This is a genomic window from Acinetobacter bouvetii (assembly GCF_902753875.1).
Lineage (GTDB): Bacteria > Pseudomonadota > Gammaproteobacteria > Pseudomonadales > Moraxellaceae > Acinetobacter > Acinetobacter bouvetii_A.
Map to the genome: position 1 here is coordinate 48,541 of NZ_CADDTS010000048.1, position 16,981 is coordinate 65,521.

Annotated in this window: 15 protein-coding genes; 10 read left to right on the top strand and 5 right to left on the bottom strand. The window is 38.9% G+C overall.

The window, feature by feature from the left end; genetic code table 11:
- Window positions 1–19: 19 nt before the first annotated feature.
- Together FB6_RS13825 and FB6_RS13830 are read left to right on the top strand one after the other, a co-directional pair.
- Complete coding sequence (locus tag FB6_RS13825) at window positions 20–4,534, top strand: translocation/assembly module TamB domain-containing protein (protein WP_174560537.1); 4,515 nt, start codon at window positions 20–22, stop codon at window positions 4,532–4,534.
- A 246-nt stretch (window positions 4,535–4,780) separates the two neighbouring features.
- Complete coding sequence (locus tag FB6_RS13830; RefSeq protein ID WP_174560538.1) at window positions 4,781–4,981, top strand: hypothetical protein; 201 nt, start codon at window positions 4,781–4,783, stop codon at window positions 4,979–4,981.
- A gap of 68 nt (window positions 4,982–5,049) precedes the next feature.
- Here FB6_RS13830 and FB6_RS13835 read toward each other — a convergent pair whose 3' ends face one another.
- Window positions 5,050–5,259 (bottom strand): cold-shock protein, encoded by a 210-nt coding sequence (locus FB6_RS13835; protein WP_174560539.1) that lies wholly within the window; start codon window positions 5,257–5,259, stop codon window positions 5,050–5,052.
- A gap of 663 nt (window positions 5,260–5,922) precedes the next feature.
- Between FB6_RS13835 and FB6_RS13840 the strand changes: the two genes are divergently transcribed.
- The 6 genes from FB6_RS13840 (at window position 5,923) to FB6_RS13865 (ending at window position 11,067) form a co-directional block, all read left to right on the top strand.
- On the top strand, window positions 5,923–6,282 hold the full coding sequence (locus tag FB6_RS13840; RefSeq protein ID WP_174560540.1) for a hypothetical protein: 360 nt from the start codon (window positions 5,923–5,925) through the stop codon (window positions 6,280–6,282).
- A gap of 143 nt (window positions 6,283–6,425) precedes the next feature.
- The gene (locus FB6_RS13845) at window positions 6,426–6,698 is read left to right on the top strand and encodes a hypothetical protein (protein ID WP_174560541.1); all 273 of its coding nucleotides are present in this window, start codon (window positions 6,426–6,428) and stop codon (window positions 6,696–6,698) included.
- A gap of 295 nt (window positions 6,699–6,993) precedes the next feature.
- Entirely contained in the window at window positions 6,994–9,633 is a 2,640-nt protein-coding gene (locus FB6_RS13850; RefSeq protein ID WP_174560542.1) for a bifunctional aconitate hydratase 2/2-methylisocitrate dehydratase, read from the top strand.
- 65 nt (window positions 9,634–9,698) lie between these two features.
- Window positions 9,699–10,424 carry a hypothetical protein gene (locus FB6_RS13855; protein WP_174560543.1) on the top strand — a complete coding sequence of 242 codons (726 nt, stop codon included), beginning with the start codon at window positions 9,699–9,701 and terminating at the stop codon, window positions 10,422–10,424.
- Complete coding sequence (locus FB6_RS13860) at window positions 10,424–10,759, top strand: hypothetical protein (RefSeq protein ID WP_174560544.1); 336 nt, start codon at window positions 10,424–10,426, stop codon at window positions 10,757–10,759. The genes FB6_RS13855 and FB6_RS13860 overlap by 1 nt, the downstream gene beginning before the upstream one ends.
- 89 nt (window positions 10,760–10,848) lie before the next feature.
- Window positions 10,849–11,067 carry a hypothetical protein gene (locus FB6_RS13865; protein ID WP_174560545.1) on the top strand — a complete coding sequence of 73 codons (219 nt, stop codon included), beginning with the start codon at window positions 10,849–10,851 and terminating at the stop codon, window positions 11,065–11,067.
- Between the two features lie 171 nt (window positions 11,068–11,238).
- On the opposite strand, the gene FB6_RS13870 is transcribed toward FB6_RS13865, so the two are convergent.
- Together FB6_RS13870 and FB6_RS13875 are read right to left on the bottom strand one after the other, a co-directional pair.
- Entirely contained in the window at window positions 11,239–11,724 is a 486-nt protein-coding gene (locus tag FB6_RS13870) for an Lrp/AsnC family transcriptional regulator (RefSeq protein ID WP_174560546.1), read from the bottom strand.
- A 288-nt stretch (window positions 11,725–12,012) separates the two neighbouring features.
- Window positions 12,013–12,870 carry an alpha/beta hydrolase family protein gene (locus tag FB6_RS13875; RefSeq protein WP_174560547.1) on the bottom strand — a complete coding sequence of 286 codons (858 nt, stop codon included), beginning with the start codon at window positions 12,868–12,870 and terminating at the stop codon, window positions 12,013–12,015.
- A gap of 114 nt (window positions 12,871–12,984) precedes the next feature.
- Between FB6_RS13875 and FB6_RS13880 the strand changes: the two genes are divergently transcribed.
- Entirely contained in the window at window positions 12,985–13,455 is a 471-nt protein-coding gene (locus FB6_RS13880; RefSeq protein WP_174560548.1) for a hypothetical protein, read from the top strand.
- Between the two features lie 79 nt (window positions 13,456–13,534).
- Here FB6_RS13880 and FB6_RS13885 read toward each other — a convergent pair whose 3' ends face one another.
- Entirely contained in the window at window positions 13,535–13,777 is a 243-nt protein-coding gene (locus FB6_RS13885) for a hypothetical protein (RefSeq protein WP_174560549.1), read from the bottom strand.
- A gap of 484 nt (window positions 13,778–14,261) precedes the next feature.
- Window positions 14,262–15,554, bottom strand: a complete 1,293-nt coding sequence (brnQ, locus tag FB6_RS13890) for a branched-chain amino acid transport system II carrier protein (RefSeq protein WP_174560550.1) — start codon at window positions 15,552–15,554, stop codon at window positions 14,262–14,264.
- Between the two features lie 359 nt (window positions 15,555–15,913).
- Here brnQ and map point away from each other — a divergent pair, with 359 nt between their 5' ends.
- Window positions 15,914–16,708 (top strand): type I methionyl aminopeptidase, encoded by a 795-nt coding sequence (gene map, locus FB6_RS13895; protein WP_174560551.1) that lies wholly within the window; start codon window positions 15,914–15,916, stop codon window positions 16,706–16,708.
- The last annotated feature ends 273 nt before the right edge of the window (window positions 16,709–16,981 follow it).

Below are 16,981 nucleotides of genomic sequence, written 5' to 3' on the forward strand. Positions count from 1 at the left end.
TTAGTTTTTAGAGAGTATTATGGCTGAAGTAGAACAGCAACCTGAAACAGAAACACCGCGTCCGAAAAAGCGTCGGATTTTGAGGAGTGTGCTTTTTACACTGCTGATTGTGTTTGTGTTGCTAATCGCTTCTTTCACAGTCATGTTCACTACCGATAAAGGCAGTAAATTCTTGCTGGATCGGGTATTGGAACGTCAGCAAATTATTCATTATGAATATGAAGGCGGTAATCTATTACACGGTATTATTTTAAAAAATATTCTGGTTACCTTAAAACCGGTCGATGTGAAAATTGACCGTGCCGATGTCACTTTGGGCTGGCGGGCAATCTTAAAAAAAGAAATTCACCTGAACCGTGCCGATGTTCGTAATCTGCAAATTATCACCAAAAATCCGCCTAGTGATGAACCGTTTAAATTTAATACTATCCGTTTACCTTTTGTTTTACGTCTAGACAGTGCAGATGTTGATCATATGTTGATCAAGACTTCATCTGCCAGTGTCAAGTTTAAAGATATTCATTTAAATAATTCTCTGTGGTCGGGCACTGAATTGAAATTTGAAGATTCCCGTATGGATATGGGCTATCTTTCCGTCAAAAATGCTACAGGCAACATGAACTTTGAGGGTAAATATCCTTTAAATGCTGTGGGTGACCTAAATATTCCATCTTTAAACAAGAGCTTGAATATTCATGATATCAAGGTGGTTGCAGGTGGTTCTTTAGATACCATTCAGGCTGGAGTTGCGACCAATACCCCTGATTTACTTACCGGATGGGTGGTCGTACATCCGGTTCGTAAACATGTTCCCATGAACGGTGAATTACAGTTCAAGAAATATCATTGGCCCTTACTCACTGAACAAAAACTGTTTACTAAAGATGGTGTGGCAAAATTTAATGGTGATATCCAGCGTTTAAATATTGATGTCGCGACTGACTTAAGCGGTAAAAATATTCCGCAAGGCCAATATAACGGGACCATGCATACCGATTTAGTGCATCAGTTGGATATCACCAATTTAAATGGACAGCTGATGAACGGGGCTGCCAATGTGGCAGGCGTGGTCAGCTGGAAAGACCATGTCACTTGGGATATGACAGGCCGTCTGGATAAAATTAATCCCAAAGATAAACTGATCCCACAAGTGGTAAAAGATTTTCTGCCACCAAGTCTGGATGCCAAAATTGCCTCTAAAGGTCGTCTGGAAAAAGGCATGCATTTTACTGCATTGGTGGATTTTGACCGTTATGAAACCTGGAATCTGAAATTCGATCAGGCCGAACAAAAAGGCAAAAAGCCAAACCCGATGTTACTGAATGTGGCCTGGCAGAATATTGACCGCGCCGTGCCTTATATTGGCTGGTTAAGCAGCAAATCCGGCGATGTTAAACTCGCACTGGTCGAAGGCAAGCAAGATATTCATGTTGCGACAGCAGTTTCCAAGCATGATAAAGGTATGTTGCCGGAAGGTATGTATACTGCACAGCTGAATCTGAAAAACAATAATTTGAATATCCCGAGCTTTGGTTATGTTGCGGGTAAAGGCAGTTTAAGCGGAAGCGCCAAAATTGAATTGCCATCTGAAAAACGTCAATTGAAATGGAATGCCATTTTGAATGCCAAAGATTTCAATCCGCAAACGGTGGTTGAAGCCGCTCCGGTCAATTTGCTGAATGGTCAGGTTAAGGCCAATGGTTTTGCCAAGCCGAATCAGCAGATTATTCATTTAGATGGGATTAACTTAACCGGTCGTCTGGCACAGCAAAAAAATAATGAAACCGTGCGTTTGACCGGGCGTAGCACCGCAGCGATCCTATTCCATGACCAGAAGGCTGGTGGTGGCTTTAAGAGTTTTGCTGTGAATTATGATGGTGCTCTGAATGCAAGCAATATTCAGGCAAGTAAAGGGTTGCTCAAATTTAAGGTTTCAGGTACGCCTGAGCTGATTAAAATTGCCGAATTACAACATGCAGGTGTTGCAGGAAAAATCTTTGCCAGTGGTTTGGTACATCTGAAAAATGGTATTGGCTGGAATATCAATGCGTCCTTGGTTCGATTTAAGCCGCATTATTTTGTATCCAATGTAAGTGGTGAATTATCCGGAAATGTAAAAACTGAAGGGATTTGGTCAGATACTTTAAAACGGATTAATATCCAGAAGTTGAATCTGGCGGGTATCATCAATAATAAACCTGTACGTGGAACAGGAAATCTGGCTTTGGTGATTGATTCAAATCAAAAAGGCTTCTTGCCTAAGCAGTTTGAAGCCAATAATTTGTATTTGTCCTATGCCAAAAACCAGATTCAAGCGACAGGCAATGCGCAAAACTTGCGATTAAAAATTAATGCACCAGCCTTGTATGAAATTTATGGCGGACTGCGTGGCCGAGCCTATGGTTATTTAAATGTGCAATCACAACCACGTTTGCAAGCCACTGCAAATTTGGCAGTAGATGATTTTGGTTTTAATCAGTTATTCAGTGTGAAAAAACTGCGGGTACAAGGTGAATTACCTACGTCAGAACTGACGCCAACGCTAATGACTGCGACAATGGACAGTTTACGTAGTGGTTCACGTGAAATTCAGCATGGTGAAATCACACTGGCGGGAACACGTAAAGCGCATATCCTGAAACTTCAGGCACAAAACAAACTGTCTAAATTCTATGTGCAATTGGCCGGTGGTTTTAATGCACAGAATGATTGGTTAGGACAAATCCAAAAAGGTGATTTTGATTCCTTGCGTGCACGTTTAGTGCAACGCCAAAATGCCTCTGTGATTTACAATACGGCCAAATCTGAATTGTTTGTCGGAGCGCATTGTTGGTCGAGTCAGCAAAGCCAGCTGTGCTTTGATCAGCCTATTCGAGTGAGTAAAACCAAAGGCAATGTGTCCTTTGTCACGCAAAACGTCGATTTAAATGACTTTGCTGCATTTATGCCAGAGGGCTTGGCCATTACCGGTAAAGTCAATGGTTATGCCAAGGCAGCATGGGTACAAGGTGGGAAACCAAAAATTGATGCACGACTGGTAACACGAAATGGGGTGATTGGACTTGCAGCCGAAGACCCGCAAGATATTGGCTCAACATTGAAATACAATGAAATTGCAGTGGTCGCGAAAAGCATAGCGGCAGGTTTGCAAGTGCGTCTGGATGTGAAAACCCCTGAAATTGGTACTGGTTATGCTAATGTCATTATTGATCCTTATAAAGACAATAAGCCGATGCGCGGTGAAGTTGCCTTTGATCAGGTGCAACTGAAAGTATTTAAGCCATTTATTCAAGATATTCGATCTCTAGCAGGAACCTTGTCCTTTGCCGGGAAAATTTCCGGGACCTTAACCCAGCCGCTATTTAATGGTGAAATGCGTTTGAAAGATGGTGCGATCAGCATGATTTCCTTGCCGGTCAATTTAACCAATATTCAGGTATATTCATCCATTCGCCAAGACCAGGCCAGCATTAATGGGGCATTTAATAGCGGTCAGGGTGCAGGTGCCTTAACCGGTAATATTGACTGGAAAAACGATCCGCGTGTTCAATTGCATTTAAAAGGCGAAAACTTGCTGATCCGTCAGGCCCCCCTTATTACTGCGGTCGTAACTCCTGACCTGACACTGGATCTACTGCCATTTCAAAAAAAATTGACCTTAAATGGAAAGGTTGAAGTGCCGCGTGCTTTAATTTCAATGCCTGAAGCATCTGCACCGGTGGTTAATGTCTCTTCAGATGTACGCATTGTGCATGAAGGACAAGATCAGCTTGCTATATTACGTGCAGCTCGACCTTGGGATATTCGTGCCGATGTGATGGTGAATTTAGGCAATCAGGTGATTTTCCAAGGGTTCGATAGCCGTATTCCATTGATTGGACGCTTATATTTATCACAGCGTGGCCTAGAAACAGCGATGCGTGCTAATGGTGCCATTGGTGTGAGCCAACGTGTGAAAATTGAAGCTTATGGACAAAGTCTTGATCTGAATCGTGCTATCGCACGTTTTAATGGACCTTTATATAATCCGACTTTGGATATAGATGCCAATAAGAGCGTGCAAGGCAGTTTGGTTGGGGTGCGGGTAACGGGTACTGCAACAAGTCCGAATATTCAGGTTTATAATGATGCAGGCTTGTCCGAACAGGAGGCGCTGAATGCCATCATTACCGGTCGTATTAATGAAGGAACCAGTGGTATTAGTCAGGAAGCGGGCTTTAAGTCTGATGTGAACAATACTATTGCGGCTGCTGGAATTAGTATGGGCTTAGGTGGTACACGTGCCTTAACCAACCAGATTGGCCGTACTTTTGGTTTAAGCGGTTTAGCTTTGGATGCGCAGGGTACCGGTGATGATACTCAGGTCAGTGTAACTGGTTATATTACTCCAGACCTGTTCATTCGCTATGGCGTAGGTGTGTTTACCCCAGTCAATAAGTTAACTTTGCGTTATCAAATGAACAAACGCTTGTATTTAGAGGCAAGTCAGTCTTTAGAACGTGCAATCGACTTGTTCTATAACTGGCGCTTCTAAAAGCTTAAGCATAGATATTTGCAAGGCATTGTTTTATTTCAATCTATAACATAGGTCTACATTGTTTGTTTAGCAGTGTAGGCCATGTATATAGTTGAGTCATTTAGATCTTAATGACATATCTTTCTTTATCATCAGCCCATATCTCTAACGATGAGTTACAGAACTCAGAATGGTTTACTATTGAATAATGCTATCGAATGTTTGAGCATGATATTTTATTGCTGAAACCAGTGATGGATCGCCATGATAGATGAAGAAAAGCCTTTAGATTTTGACGATGATGTTGAACCTCAAGATTTCGAAGATGAAGAATTTATTGACGATAAAAAAGAAGATGAAATGTACAACACCATTACGAAAGATGGCTCAAGTGTTGACCCTGCAGATGATGCAACCCGTCATGTTCGACCAGAAGATGGCGCACCTATAGAAGTTGAAGAGTAAAAAAAAAAGCGAGAGTTGAACTCTCGCTTTTTTCATTATTCTTAATGGTTTAAGAATAATTTTTTAAATTATAGCGCTACGATGTTTACAGCATTTGGGCCTTTTTGACCTTGAGCAATGCTGAATTCAACTTGTTGGCCTTCAGTTAAAGTTTTGAAGCCAGAACCAGTGATTTCGCTGAAATGAGCGAAAACGTCAGGACCATTTTCTTGTTGAATAAAACCGAAACCTTTAGTTTCGTTGAACCATTTAACAGTACCTTTTACAGTATTAGACATAATACAATCCTTAAAAATATGTTTAGCTTATTTAAAAGCCAGTTGATTTAACTTGAAAAGAAGAATGGAACTTTAAATCTGAAAAACGAAGGATTATGACTAAAACTGCGAAATATAAAAAGATTTACCAGAACACAACTATTTTTCTAGTTGGGTTTAAGGATACAGCGATGTGGGACGTTATGCAACTGAATATATTTGAGTGACTAATTTTTAATTATTTTTCAAGTAATTGATTTTAAATAATAAAAGTTAATGATGTTGCAATCTGGTATTTAAAATAGGCGGCTTGAAATTAATGTATTGAATATAAACGTTTTTTAAATCAGCACGATTTAAAAATTTTGTTCAGGATTTGTGATCTTGGCTTTAGAGCTTTAAATTTTATTTTTAAGGATTAAGTTAATTGTGTATTTATAAATTGAGTCCAGTATTTTATTTTGAATAGGCATCTCAGAAATCAAAAAAAGAAGATAAATTTTACTTTGCGAACTATAAGCTGTCTTTCTATTGTCTTATCAAAGGATATCAATATTGGCGAGTTTGGATCTGTATTTTGCTACTTTTACTGCAAATTGGCCTAATTTAAGCTGAGCACAGGATGTTGTTGTTTCGTATTTTTATGAACTTTGATTATGATAGGCAGGGAACAGGAGAATATTGATGAAAAAATTATTTGCTTTGACGGTATTGATCGGGTTGGTGGGCTGTGCTGAAAAAAAACCATTAACGCCTGAAGAGCAGTGGAAAGGTTATTGTACGAGTGTTGGTAATGCGGCAAATACCATTGTGTATGATCGTCAAAATACCATTGAAAAATCAGCTGCTATTGAACATGCCAACAAAATTGAAGATGAAATTACCAAAACATTTATCTTGGATATTATTGAACAGGTTTATGCAGTTCCTTTGGCTGAAATCAATAAAGATCCTGAAGCTATGCGTAGCCAATTCAAGCAAAAATTTACTGACAAATGTCTTGCGACACCGCATGACAAAATGCCGAATTACAAGCCGTTCTAAGGAACGGTTTTTTTATACTTAAATTTCAAAAATAGCCTAAGCATAATTTAATAAATTGTGACATTTACTTAATCAAAAATATAGAAAAGCTTATCTTGTTATTGAATAATGAAATTAAGAATTATAACGATTGGAGTAGGAATATGGATGTGATTGGCTACTTGCATCATGAAGATTTGCTCTTGGAAGATGAGCACGGTGTTGCGATTATTGGTGGTGCAAACTATGTATTGAGTGTGGGTGACAAAGTTTTTCTGCGCAGAAAATTAGAAGGCAATCATTACCCACGCTATCAGGTCGACATTTCATTTGCCAGTAATCAATATCAAGGCTTATTTGAAGATGAATGTGCGCTCAAATTTACCGGAAATCGTGCCGAATTGGCTGAATATTTAACCGCAACGACTGTACACTAAGGTTGAATATTTTTATAGAAAGAAAAAAGGCAACATAGGGTTGTCTTTTTTATGTTTAATGTTCCATTAAAAGTAACTTTTGCATCATCAAAAAGCTTTAAAAGTGAAGGATTTGCTTATTGTGTAATCGATATGGGCATCATTTAGCTACAAAATAATGGGCATCACAAAGAAACACTGTACTTGCATTAACTTTTAACTGGAATTTTAGTAAAATTTAGCAGTCCATATTATTTGCGAAGCTTTGAATGAGCTGGAATTCGTAAATAATTTTTTAAAAAAGAGGAATAACACCGTGCTAGAAGCTTACCGCCAACACGTTGCAGAACGTGCCGCACTCGGAGTCCCACCGAAGCCACTTGACGATGCTCAAACAGCTGACTTGGTTGAGCTATTAAAAAATCCCCCAGCTGGAGAAGAAGCATTTTTAGTTGATTTGCTTGAAAACCGCGTTCCAGCAGGTGTTGACCAAGCTGCATACGTTAAAGCTGCTTTCTTAGCTGCTGTGGCAAAAGGTGAAGCAACTTCTCCACTAGTTTCTAAAGAACGTGCGGTTTACTTACTAGGTACTATGCTTGGTGGTTATAACGTTGCGCCTTTAGTTGCTTTACTTGACGATGCTGCTCTAGCTGAATTAGCTGCTGAAGCACTTAAGAAAACACTTCTTGTATTTGATGCGTTCCATGACGTTGCTGATAAAGCAAAAGCGGGTAATGCAAATGCACAAGCAGTTCTTCAATCTTGGGCTGATGCTGAATGGTTCACTAGCCGTAAAGATGTTCCAGAAGAAATCAAATTAACAGTATTCAAAGTTACTGGTGAAACGAATACTGATGACTTGTCTCCAGCTCAAGACGCTTGGAGCCGTCCAGACATCCCATTACACGCAAATGCGATGTTGAAAAACGTACGTGACGGTATCAACCCGGAAGTTCCTGGTGAAGTGGGTCCGTTAAACCAAATCAAAGACTTAATCGCGAAAGGCAACCAGGTTGCTTACGTGGGTGACGTTGTTGGTACGGGTTCTTCTCGTAAATCTGCAACTAACTCTGTACTTTGGTTCTTTGGTGACGAAATCGCTCACATCCCGAACAAAAAAGACGGTGGTTACTGCTTAGGTTCTAAAATCGCTCCGATTTTCTTCAACACTATGGAAGATGCTGGTGCATTACCAGTTGAAATCGATGTTCAAAACATGAACATGGGTGATGAAGTTACTCTTAAAATCGATCACGCTGCTGCTAAAGTAACTGCGTTCAAAGCTGGCGAACAAATCGCTGAAGCTGAACTTAAAACTCCAGTTCTTCTTGACGAAGTTCGTGCAGGCGGCCGTATTAACCTGATCGTTGGTCGTGGTTTGACTGCTAAAGCGCGTGAAGCTTTAGGTCTTGCACCATCTACTTTGTTCCGTACTCCAGTACAACCAGAAAACTCTGGCAAAGGCTTCACCCAAGCTCAAAAAATGGTAGGTCGCGCTTGTGGTCTTCCTGAAGGTCAAGGTGTTCGTCCAGGTACTTACTGCGAACCTAAGATGACGACTGTTGGTTCTCAAGATACAACTGGTCCGATGACTCGTGACGAATTGAAAGACTTGGCTTGCCTAGGTTTCTCTGCTGACCTAGTTATGCAATCTTTCTGTCACACAGCTGCATATCCAAAACCAGTTGACGTTCAAATGCAACACACGCTTCCTGATTTCATCATGAACCGTGGTGGTGTATCTTTACGCCCAGGTGACGGTATTATTCACTCTTGGTTAAACCGTATGCTTCTTCCAGATACCGTAGGTACTGGTGGTGACTCACATACTCGTTTCCCAATTGGTATTTCATTCCCAGCGGGTTCTGGTCTTGTAGCGTTCGCTGCAGCGACTGGTGTTATGCCATTAGACATGCCTGAATCTGTTCTTGTGAAATTCAAAGGTAAAATGCAGCCTGGTATCACTCTACGTGACCTTGTACATGCGATTCCTTACCGTGCTATCCAAGAAGGCGATCTTACTGTTGAGAAAAAAGGTAAGAAAAACATCTTCTCTGGTCGTATCTTAGAAATCGACTTAACAGAGATGGAAACTGAACTTACAGTTGAACAAGCATTCGAACTTTCTGATGCTTCTGCTGAACGTTCTGCTGCTGGTTGTTCGATCACTCTTTCTGAAGGGAAAGTTGCTGAATACTTACAATCTAACATCACTATGTTGAAGTGGATGATTTCTCAAGGTTATGGCGATGCGCGTACTATGGCTCGTCGTGTTGAGAACATGGAAAAATGGTTGGCTAACCCATCACTTCTTAAAGCTGATGCAGACGCTGAATACACTAAAGTGTATGAAATTGACCTTGCTGACATTAAAGAACCTGTTCTTTGCTGCCCGAATGACCCAGATGACGCTAAATTGCTTTCTGACGTTCAAGGCGTGAAAATTGACGAAGTATTCGTTGGTTCTTGTATGACTAACATCGGTCACTTCCGTGCTGCTGGTAAATTACTTGATAAAGTACCTGGTGGTTCATTGTCTACTCGTTTATGGTTGGCTCCACCAACTCGTATGGACGAGCACCAATTGATGGAAGAAGGTTTCTATAACATTTATGGTAAAGCTGGCGCTCGTACTGAAATGCCAGGTTGTTCATTATGTATGGGTAACCAAGCACGTGTAGCTCCGAACACGACTTGTGTATCTACATCTACTCGTAACTTCCCGAACCGTTTAGGTCAAGGCGCTAACGTTTACTTAGCTTCTGCTGAGCTTGCATCTGTTGCTGCTGTACTTGGTAAATTACCAACTCCAGAAGAATATCAACAATATGCAGCTCAAATTGACAGCATGTCTGCTGACATCTATCAATACTTGAACTTCGACAAGATGGGCGAGTATACTGATGCTGCTAAAGACATTGATACCAAGAAAATTGCTGCTGCTCAATTAAGCTAATTTATTGAAAAATAAATTAAATTGAGTTAAAAATAAGGACTGATTAATCAGTCCTTATTTTTTATATGAATATCAATAATGAACTAAAATCTATCTATGAAGCAGTTTGGGATAACTTATTAAAAGATTTGTATGCTTTTGAGGATGCGAATGAATATACAGCACCATTATTATTAAAATTTCCAGATGACTACTTTAAATCTGAAAACAAAAGAATCATGTTTTTTGGGCAAGAGACTAGAGGGTGGCAAAATAAGATTGATAATGAATTACCATCAATTGAAAAAATCATGAATGTATATCAACGATATTTCATTGAGAACAACATGAAATATCGTGATCAGAAAACTAAGAAAATGATCTCTCGTAGCTCATTTCGTTCTGGAATTGTTAATTTAAGAGGAGGTTTAAAAAAGAGAAATCTATCTATAGATTTAATATGGAATAATATTAATAAAATTGGTCGTCATGGTGAAAAGGTTGGTGTTAATTCTAGAGTTAGAGAAATTGAATTTGAAAAATTTAATGTAATTCCTCAGGAAATCGAGTTACTTAAACCTAATTTTTTGATTTTTTTCACAGGTCCTTACAGAGATAAAGAAATTTTAAATAAGTTTCCAAACCTTACAATTGAAAAACATCTAAAATTTAGCTCTAAAGAATTAGTCTTGGTTAAGAATGCTGAAGGTGAAATTGTTGGTTTGAGAACTTATCATCCAAATTATTTAAAAGGTTTTTACTCGATGCTTGAGCCGCATTGTTTAGACATCATTACTGAAGTTTTAAAATAATGAAAATAGGTATCTTCTGGTATTACCAAAATCAAATCATCGGCATAGCCCATGACTTTAATCTTTCAGATCAAGATTCACTTGGTCTGATTGATAGTCCTTATACACATGTTGAATATTGGGAAACTCTAAGAGATGTCATTCCTGAGCTTAGAAATATCGAATATGAGGAAATTACACGTGGGCGCGTAATTTATAATGCAAAAACAAGTAAATCCTATGCTTATATAGATGCCAAACTTTTAAAAACTAATATAGCTAAAAAAGTTTCTGATTTTTTTGAGTTGAATTTTGAGTGTGTTATCTGGAAAAAAGATCCGCATTATAAGACTTAGAATCAATTGGGTTTTTAAAAGTTAAATAATCTTTACAGCGCATTAGATAAATCGTTTAATCTTCACCAAGTATGTTGGTTTAAAAGATAATGGCAAAACAATCCCGCTTCCTCTGTATAGGTGGTTTCCTCAATGGAACCCAAGTTAAAGACCAAGGCGAAAGCTTTGTCTGTGTCGAAAACGACAAGCAAGTGACTTACTTTAAGAAAGAAATCTTTCATCAAGACGCTTGGGATCATGACTACTATGTTTGTGAAACCACTAGTGATAAAGAAGCGAAAAATTGGGTCTATGACATCGAAAATTAATTTTGTTGTTTCTAATTTTGTTTATTAATTTCTTAAATTTTAGACATTAAAAAGCCCCATGGTTAGGGGCTAGTCGTATAACTCACGTTATACTCATATAAGGCTCATCTCATACTGCCCGTATTAAAACATAAATACGTTGGGTTGTGTAGATAAGTTGAATCCGCCAGATTATTCAATCATCATTAAATCTGCATTATTTGCCAGCTTTAATGGCCGTAAAGCAAAAATAGAACGGGTATGGCGCACACCTTTCATCTTGTATAAATTTTTCCGCAAGAAACGTTCATAATGTTCGGAATTTTTGACAGCAACTTTGACCAGATAATCATAGTCACCCGTCACCAGATGCGCTTCCACCACTTCGGGCATGTTTGCCAAGGCATCACTGAATTGTTCTAAAATTTCATCATCATGCCGTTCTAAAGTAATTTCAATAAAAAACAGCTCGTTAATACCAATCGCTTTAGGGTTAATGTTGGCGGTATAACCTTCAATAATTTTTAAATTTTCCAGTCGTTTTAAACGTGTCCAGCAGGGAGAGGAGGATAAACCGACTTTATCGGCCAGTTGGGTCACGGTAAGTCGACCATCTTGCCTAAGCTCAGATAAAATCCGGCGGTCTATTTTATCCAGGCTATAATTATTTTCGTTCATACGACTAACTGCAAAAGAATATTCTGAATTGAATCTATTTATAGCATTATTCTTCTGTTTATAGGCTGAAATGCTAAAAATACAGCAAATTCATGGGCGTGTTTGTCGCTAAAATAAGCTTAAGGCAAGTTAAAGTGCTCATGGGTCTGAGACTTTAATCAGCAGCTTCTGCATGCGAGGGTAACATGTGGAAGCTGCTGGCTACGTCATCTTTACATACAAAAAGCCGTTTAACGTGATGAGACATTCAACGACCAAAGCTTAAAATTTTAAAAATCATTTAGCTAATTAAACAGCCAATTGTTGTGCCATCACCGGCCACAAGTTTTGATGTGATTTCTTAAACATCAGCATATGACCAATGGCTTTATGGTTGTAGATTTTAGGTTTTAACTCGATCATTGCGGTCTGTGCTTTGGGATATAAGCGAAGTAAGTCTTTCACATTGGCTTCGGTGGCAATTTCATCATCTGAAGACCATAGCACCGTAATCGGGCAGTCAATTTCAGTGTGATAATCTTCAAATATGGTTTTGCCAATCGCGTTGATGACATAACCCGGTTTACTGCAAAATTGCGCCCATTGTTTAGCCACATCTTTAGGCAGGTTTTCACCCATACCAATAGCTTGAGTTGGGCCATAGCCTTTGGTGATACGGGCTAAGGGGAAAATGACATTAAACATCACTGGGGCAAGCAGTTTGGTTTTGCCTTTTAAACCTTTCACATGACCTGTAGAACCTGAAATGGCGACCACTTTGGCTACTTTTTCATGGTTGGGCACAATTCCCAACAGCTGACCGCCGGCACTATGACCCAGCAAAATCACTTGTTCTGCCTGAGTTTTGCACAATAATGTATCAATGGCTGCCGGTATATCCAGCTGCCCCCAATCTGCAATACTGGCCTTAGATTTGCTGATGGGACCATGTAAAGAACGACCAATGCCGCGAAAATCGAAACTTAAAACATCATAGCCTTGTGTGCTCAGCCATTCAGCGAAAGCCTGATAAAAATTTTGCGTGATGCCAGTTGCAGGACAAATTAGAATAGGCAAGTGCTTTGTGGGTGTGCTGGCTGCATAAAAGCGGCCGCTGAGTGAGTATCCATCTTTACAGCTGATTTCTAGGGTTTCAAAAGTGCTCATCTTGAGTCTATATGCAGTTTGAATGAAGACTACTGTAGCTAAGTTCCAAAAAGAAACTTGTATAATTAATGACTTTAAAGTCAAAATAGCGTTCTAAAAATAAGGAAATAAAGAATGGAAGCTGAAAGTTTAACCCAGTCTGTGGCTTGGGCTGTGGTGTTTAGTGGGATTTTTCTTTGGGTGGGGATGCTGACAGGTGTCTGGAAGTACTATCAAATCCGGCAATCAGCGCAGGCACGCGCGCATTATTATGTCGATATTGCGCATAGGAGCAGTTTGCTCTATGCACCTGCCAGCTTGATTATTGCAGTATTGGCCTATTTTTCAGTCTGGAGTGAGGGACTTAACTTCATTTTTGTGTTGATTAACCTGTTTTTTTTCAGTTTTTCAATTTTGAGCTATGTGCTCCATGGCTGGCTAAAAGATACCACTAATCAGTTTAAGCAACCTCATCAAATGGGGCGTTGGCATTTGCCAAAATGGATGCTGAGTAGTGCCATGATTCTGTTGGTGATCGGGGAGTTGGGTGCTACCGCAGGACTATTGCTTGGTACGATGATCGGCTTGGGGAAGGTTTTAATTTGATGGTTTGTGGTTTGATATAAGTATCTGATTATTAATTATTGTTATTCTTTTTTTAAGATGGGTGATACTCACCCATCTTTTATTCTGTAGAAGTATTCTGCTTCTGTTGACGATACTTTTGATCGACCACAGTCCAGATATAAAAAGCCACCGAAACAATAAAAGCATACATAAAGAATTCAGGTTTTAAGTTGCCTTGAATTAATCCATGAATAATCAATGTCACAAGCAGAGCAACTGTGGTACTCAAATAAGTGACCATATTTTTATTTGCTTTTAGAGCGTTAATGAAGATTTCTTTATTGAAATGTAGTGATAACATCTCCACCCCTCCTGTCATTTTTTGACCTAAACCTAATTGTTTTAGTCAGATTAGTTTCTATTGTTTTACTTTGAATTTAATGTCATTTCAATAGCCAATGTCATTATTTTGTCATAAAACGATGTTAGACATAAGTTGATATGCTTGTTTTATTAAAAATATAAATACCAGATATTTCTTTTGAGTATGAAGTGATACTCATCATTCATTCTAGCAAGCTAAAAAAATGTCAAGAAATTCAACAGTAGTCGATAGAAAATAAGCAATATTGATGCCAGCGTTTAAGCGAAGAATGCACGCTAGGCAGGAAAGGAAGAATGAGAGGAATGACAATTGATTTTATTAAATATTATATTGTTACGAAGTATGTCTAAAAGTTGAGAATGTAAACAATAAAACCAGTTTGGGTAAAACATGACGTTTTATTGATCACGCTTAAAATCAGGTTTGGGTAAAACTCGATTTTAATGACATCAACTTGCAGTTACTTTTTAACTTTGTCGATCACAGCGGCAATGATAAGAACAATCACTGATGGAATAAGCCAAGCAAGATTTTGTTCGTTAAGCGGTAAGTTTTGCAGGAAAGCAGGTAGTTGTTCTGAGAAACCAGCAACTTTCAAACCATCTAAAATACCAAACACCAAGGCAATAGCAGTTACAGGTGCAATGACGCGTGAAGGCTGATTAAAGAATTTGCCACAGAAACTTAAGAGAATCACTGCAATTGCAGGCGGATAGATCGCGCTAAGTACAGGAACCGAAACTGCAATCAGTTTGGTTAAGCCTAAGTTGGAAATCAGCAATGAGAAACCAACCAGAATCAACACAAAGACTTTGTAAGGGATTTTAGTCAATTCAGAGAAGTATTCTGCACATGCGCAAGTCAGGCCAATCGCGGTGACCATACAGGCAATAAAGATCATGGCTGAAAGGAAGTAAGCGCCCATGTCACCAAATGCGTGCTGTACGTAGGCATGCAGGATCACTGCACCATTGGCTGCATTTGGAGCAATGTCATGACTGCCCATACCGAGTTTAAACAGACTGATGTAGACCAGTGTTAAGCCAATACCTGAAATGATGCTGGCAATCACGGCGTATTTGGTCACCAGTTTCTTTTCTGTGACGCCACGCGAATGAATCGCTCTCACAATCACAATACCGAACACCAATGCACCTAAAGTATCCATGGTTAAGTAACCATTGACGATACCTTCAGAGACCGGACTGCTGACATAATTGTCAATTGCAGGCGGTACTACACCAACAGGTAGCATGAATGCGGAAATGCCTAAAATTACCAAGCCTAAAATTTTTAAAGGCGATAGGAAGTAGCCTACAGTGTCTAGAATCTTGTTTGGATATAAAGAAACTAAAGTCACTAAAGCAAAATAGATAATGCTGTAAATCATCAGGCTATTTGCAGAAGTGCCAAAATAGGACGAGAAGCCAATTTCATAGGAAACGGTTGCTGTACGCGGTGTAGCAAATAATGGGCCTACAGCCAAGTAACACACGACAGTCAGCAAAATACTGGCTGCTTTGCCAAGTGGTGAACTTAGGACTTGAATAGAACCTTCTACACGTGACAGCGCAACAATGGTGATAACAGGCAAGCCTACTGCGGTGATTAAGAAACCGAATGCAGCCAGCCATACATGTTCACCGGCTTGTTGGGCCACAATTGGTGGAAAGATAATATTGCCCGCACCAATAAAAAGTGCAAAGGTCATAAAACCTAAAGCAACAATATCTCTTGTACGGAGATTTGTCATAGATAGATGGGGAGATGAATCGAAAAAAGCAATTTTAGAGGATATGAAAGATTTTTTGTAATTTATTTTATGAAGGTTATGAATTTTAGTGATATAAAAATGAACGCCATGCTGAATAGAAAAAATCAGGTTGAATTATATTGTTGATAATTCAATTAAAAATAAGATAATGTGAAAATATCATTTTTTATTAATTGCTTAGCATATAAAAAAGTTTTTTGTAATGACGATTCAAATGTCTGTAAATCAACCGCTCAGCTTACTAAAAATAGATGAAAGTCTTGGGTTTAAGTGCGGTGAATCAGCAAAAATGTAGTAAAAGGTCTATAATCATAGACCTTATTCACGAGGATGATGCAATGAAAGCTTCCACTATTACCATTAAAACTGAGCAAGATTTAGAAAAACTCCGTATTTCCGGGCGTTTGGCTGCTCAGGTTTTGGAAATGATAGGGAAGTATGTCAAGCCGGGTGTAAGCACTGAATATTTAGATGACATTTGTAATGATTTTATCGTCAATACGCTGAAAGTGATTCCTGCCAACGTGGGCTATTACGGTTATACCAAAACCACCTGTATTTCACCGAATGAAGTCGTTTGTCATGGTATTCCATCTCCTAACACGATTTTGCAAGATGGCGACATTATCAATATTGACGTGGCCATCATTAAAGATGGTTATTTCGGTGACACAAGCCGCATGTATTATGTGGGTACGGTGAAACCTGAAGCGAAAAAATTGGTTGAAACGACTTATGAAGCCATGGTTGCAGGTATACATGCCGTGAAACCGGGTGCAACCTTGGGCGATGTCGGTTTCGCCATTCAGTCGGTTGCATATCGTGAGGGTTATAGCATTGTGCGTGAATATTGCGGTCACGGCATTGGTAAGGTTTATCATGAACAGCCGAATGTGTTGCATTACGGTCAACCTGGTCAAGGCCTTAAGCTGAAAAAAGGTATGGTCTTTACCATTGAGCCAATGGTGAATGCTGGAAAACCACGTGTTAAAGAACTTAAAGATGGCTGGACTGTAGTCACAGCAGACCGTTCCTTGACTGCACAGTGGGAACATATGGTGGCTGTAACTGATACCGGTTTTGAGCTCTTATCTCCTTGGCCAGAAGGTACAGGTTCATATCCTGAAATTTAAGTAATAAGAGTTAAATGAAATAGATCGTTTTATACTTTAGTAGAAAATGACCTATTTTAACTTTTGATAAAGTTTTAAAAACGATTACTGAAATATTTAACACTATGTTTTTTTTGAAAAAAATATTTTTGTATTTTTCTTGTAATATGTTTTAACTATTAGATTTAGCTGTATTTTTTTTGTACTATAAAAATATAGATTCTCGCTGTAGTTTCTTATTCTAGTTTATAAGCTTATCCATCTCGGATAAGCTTTTTTTTTGCTAAATTTTAG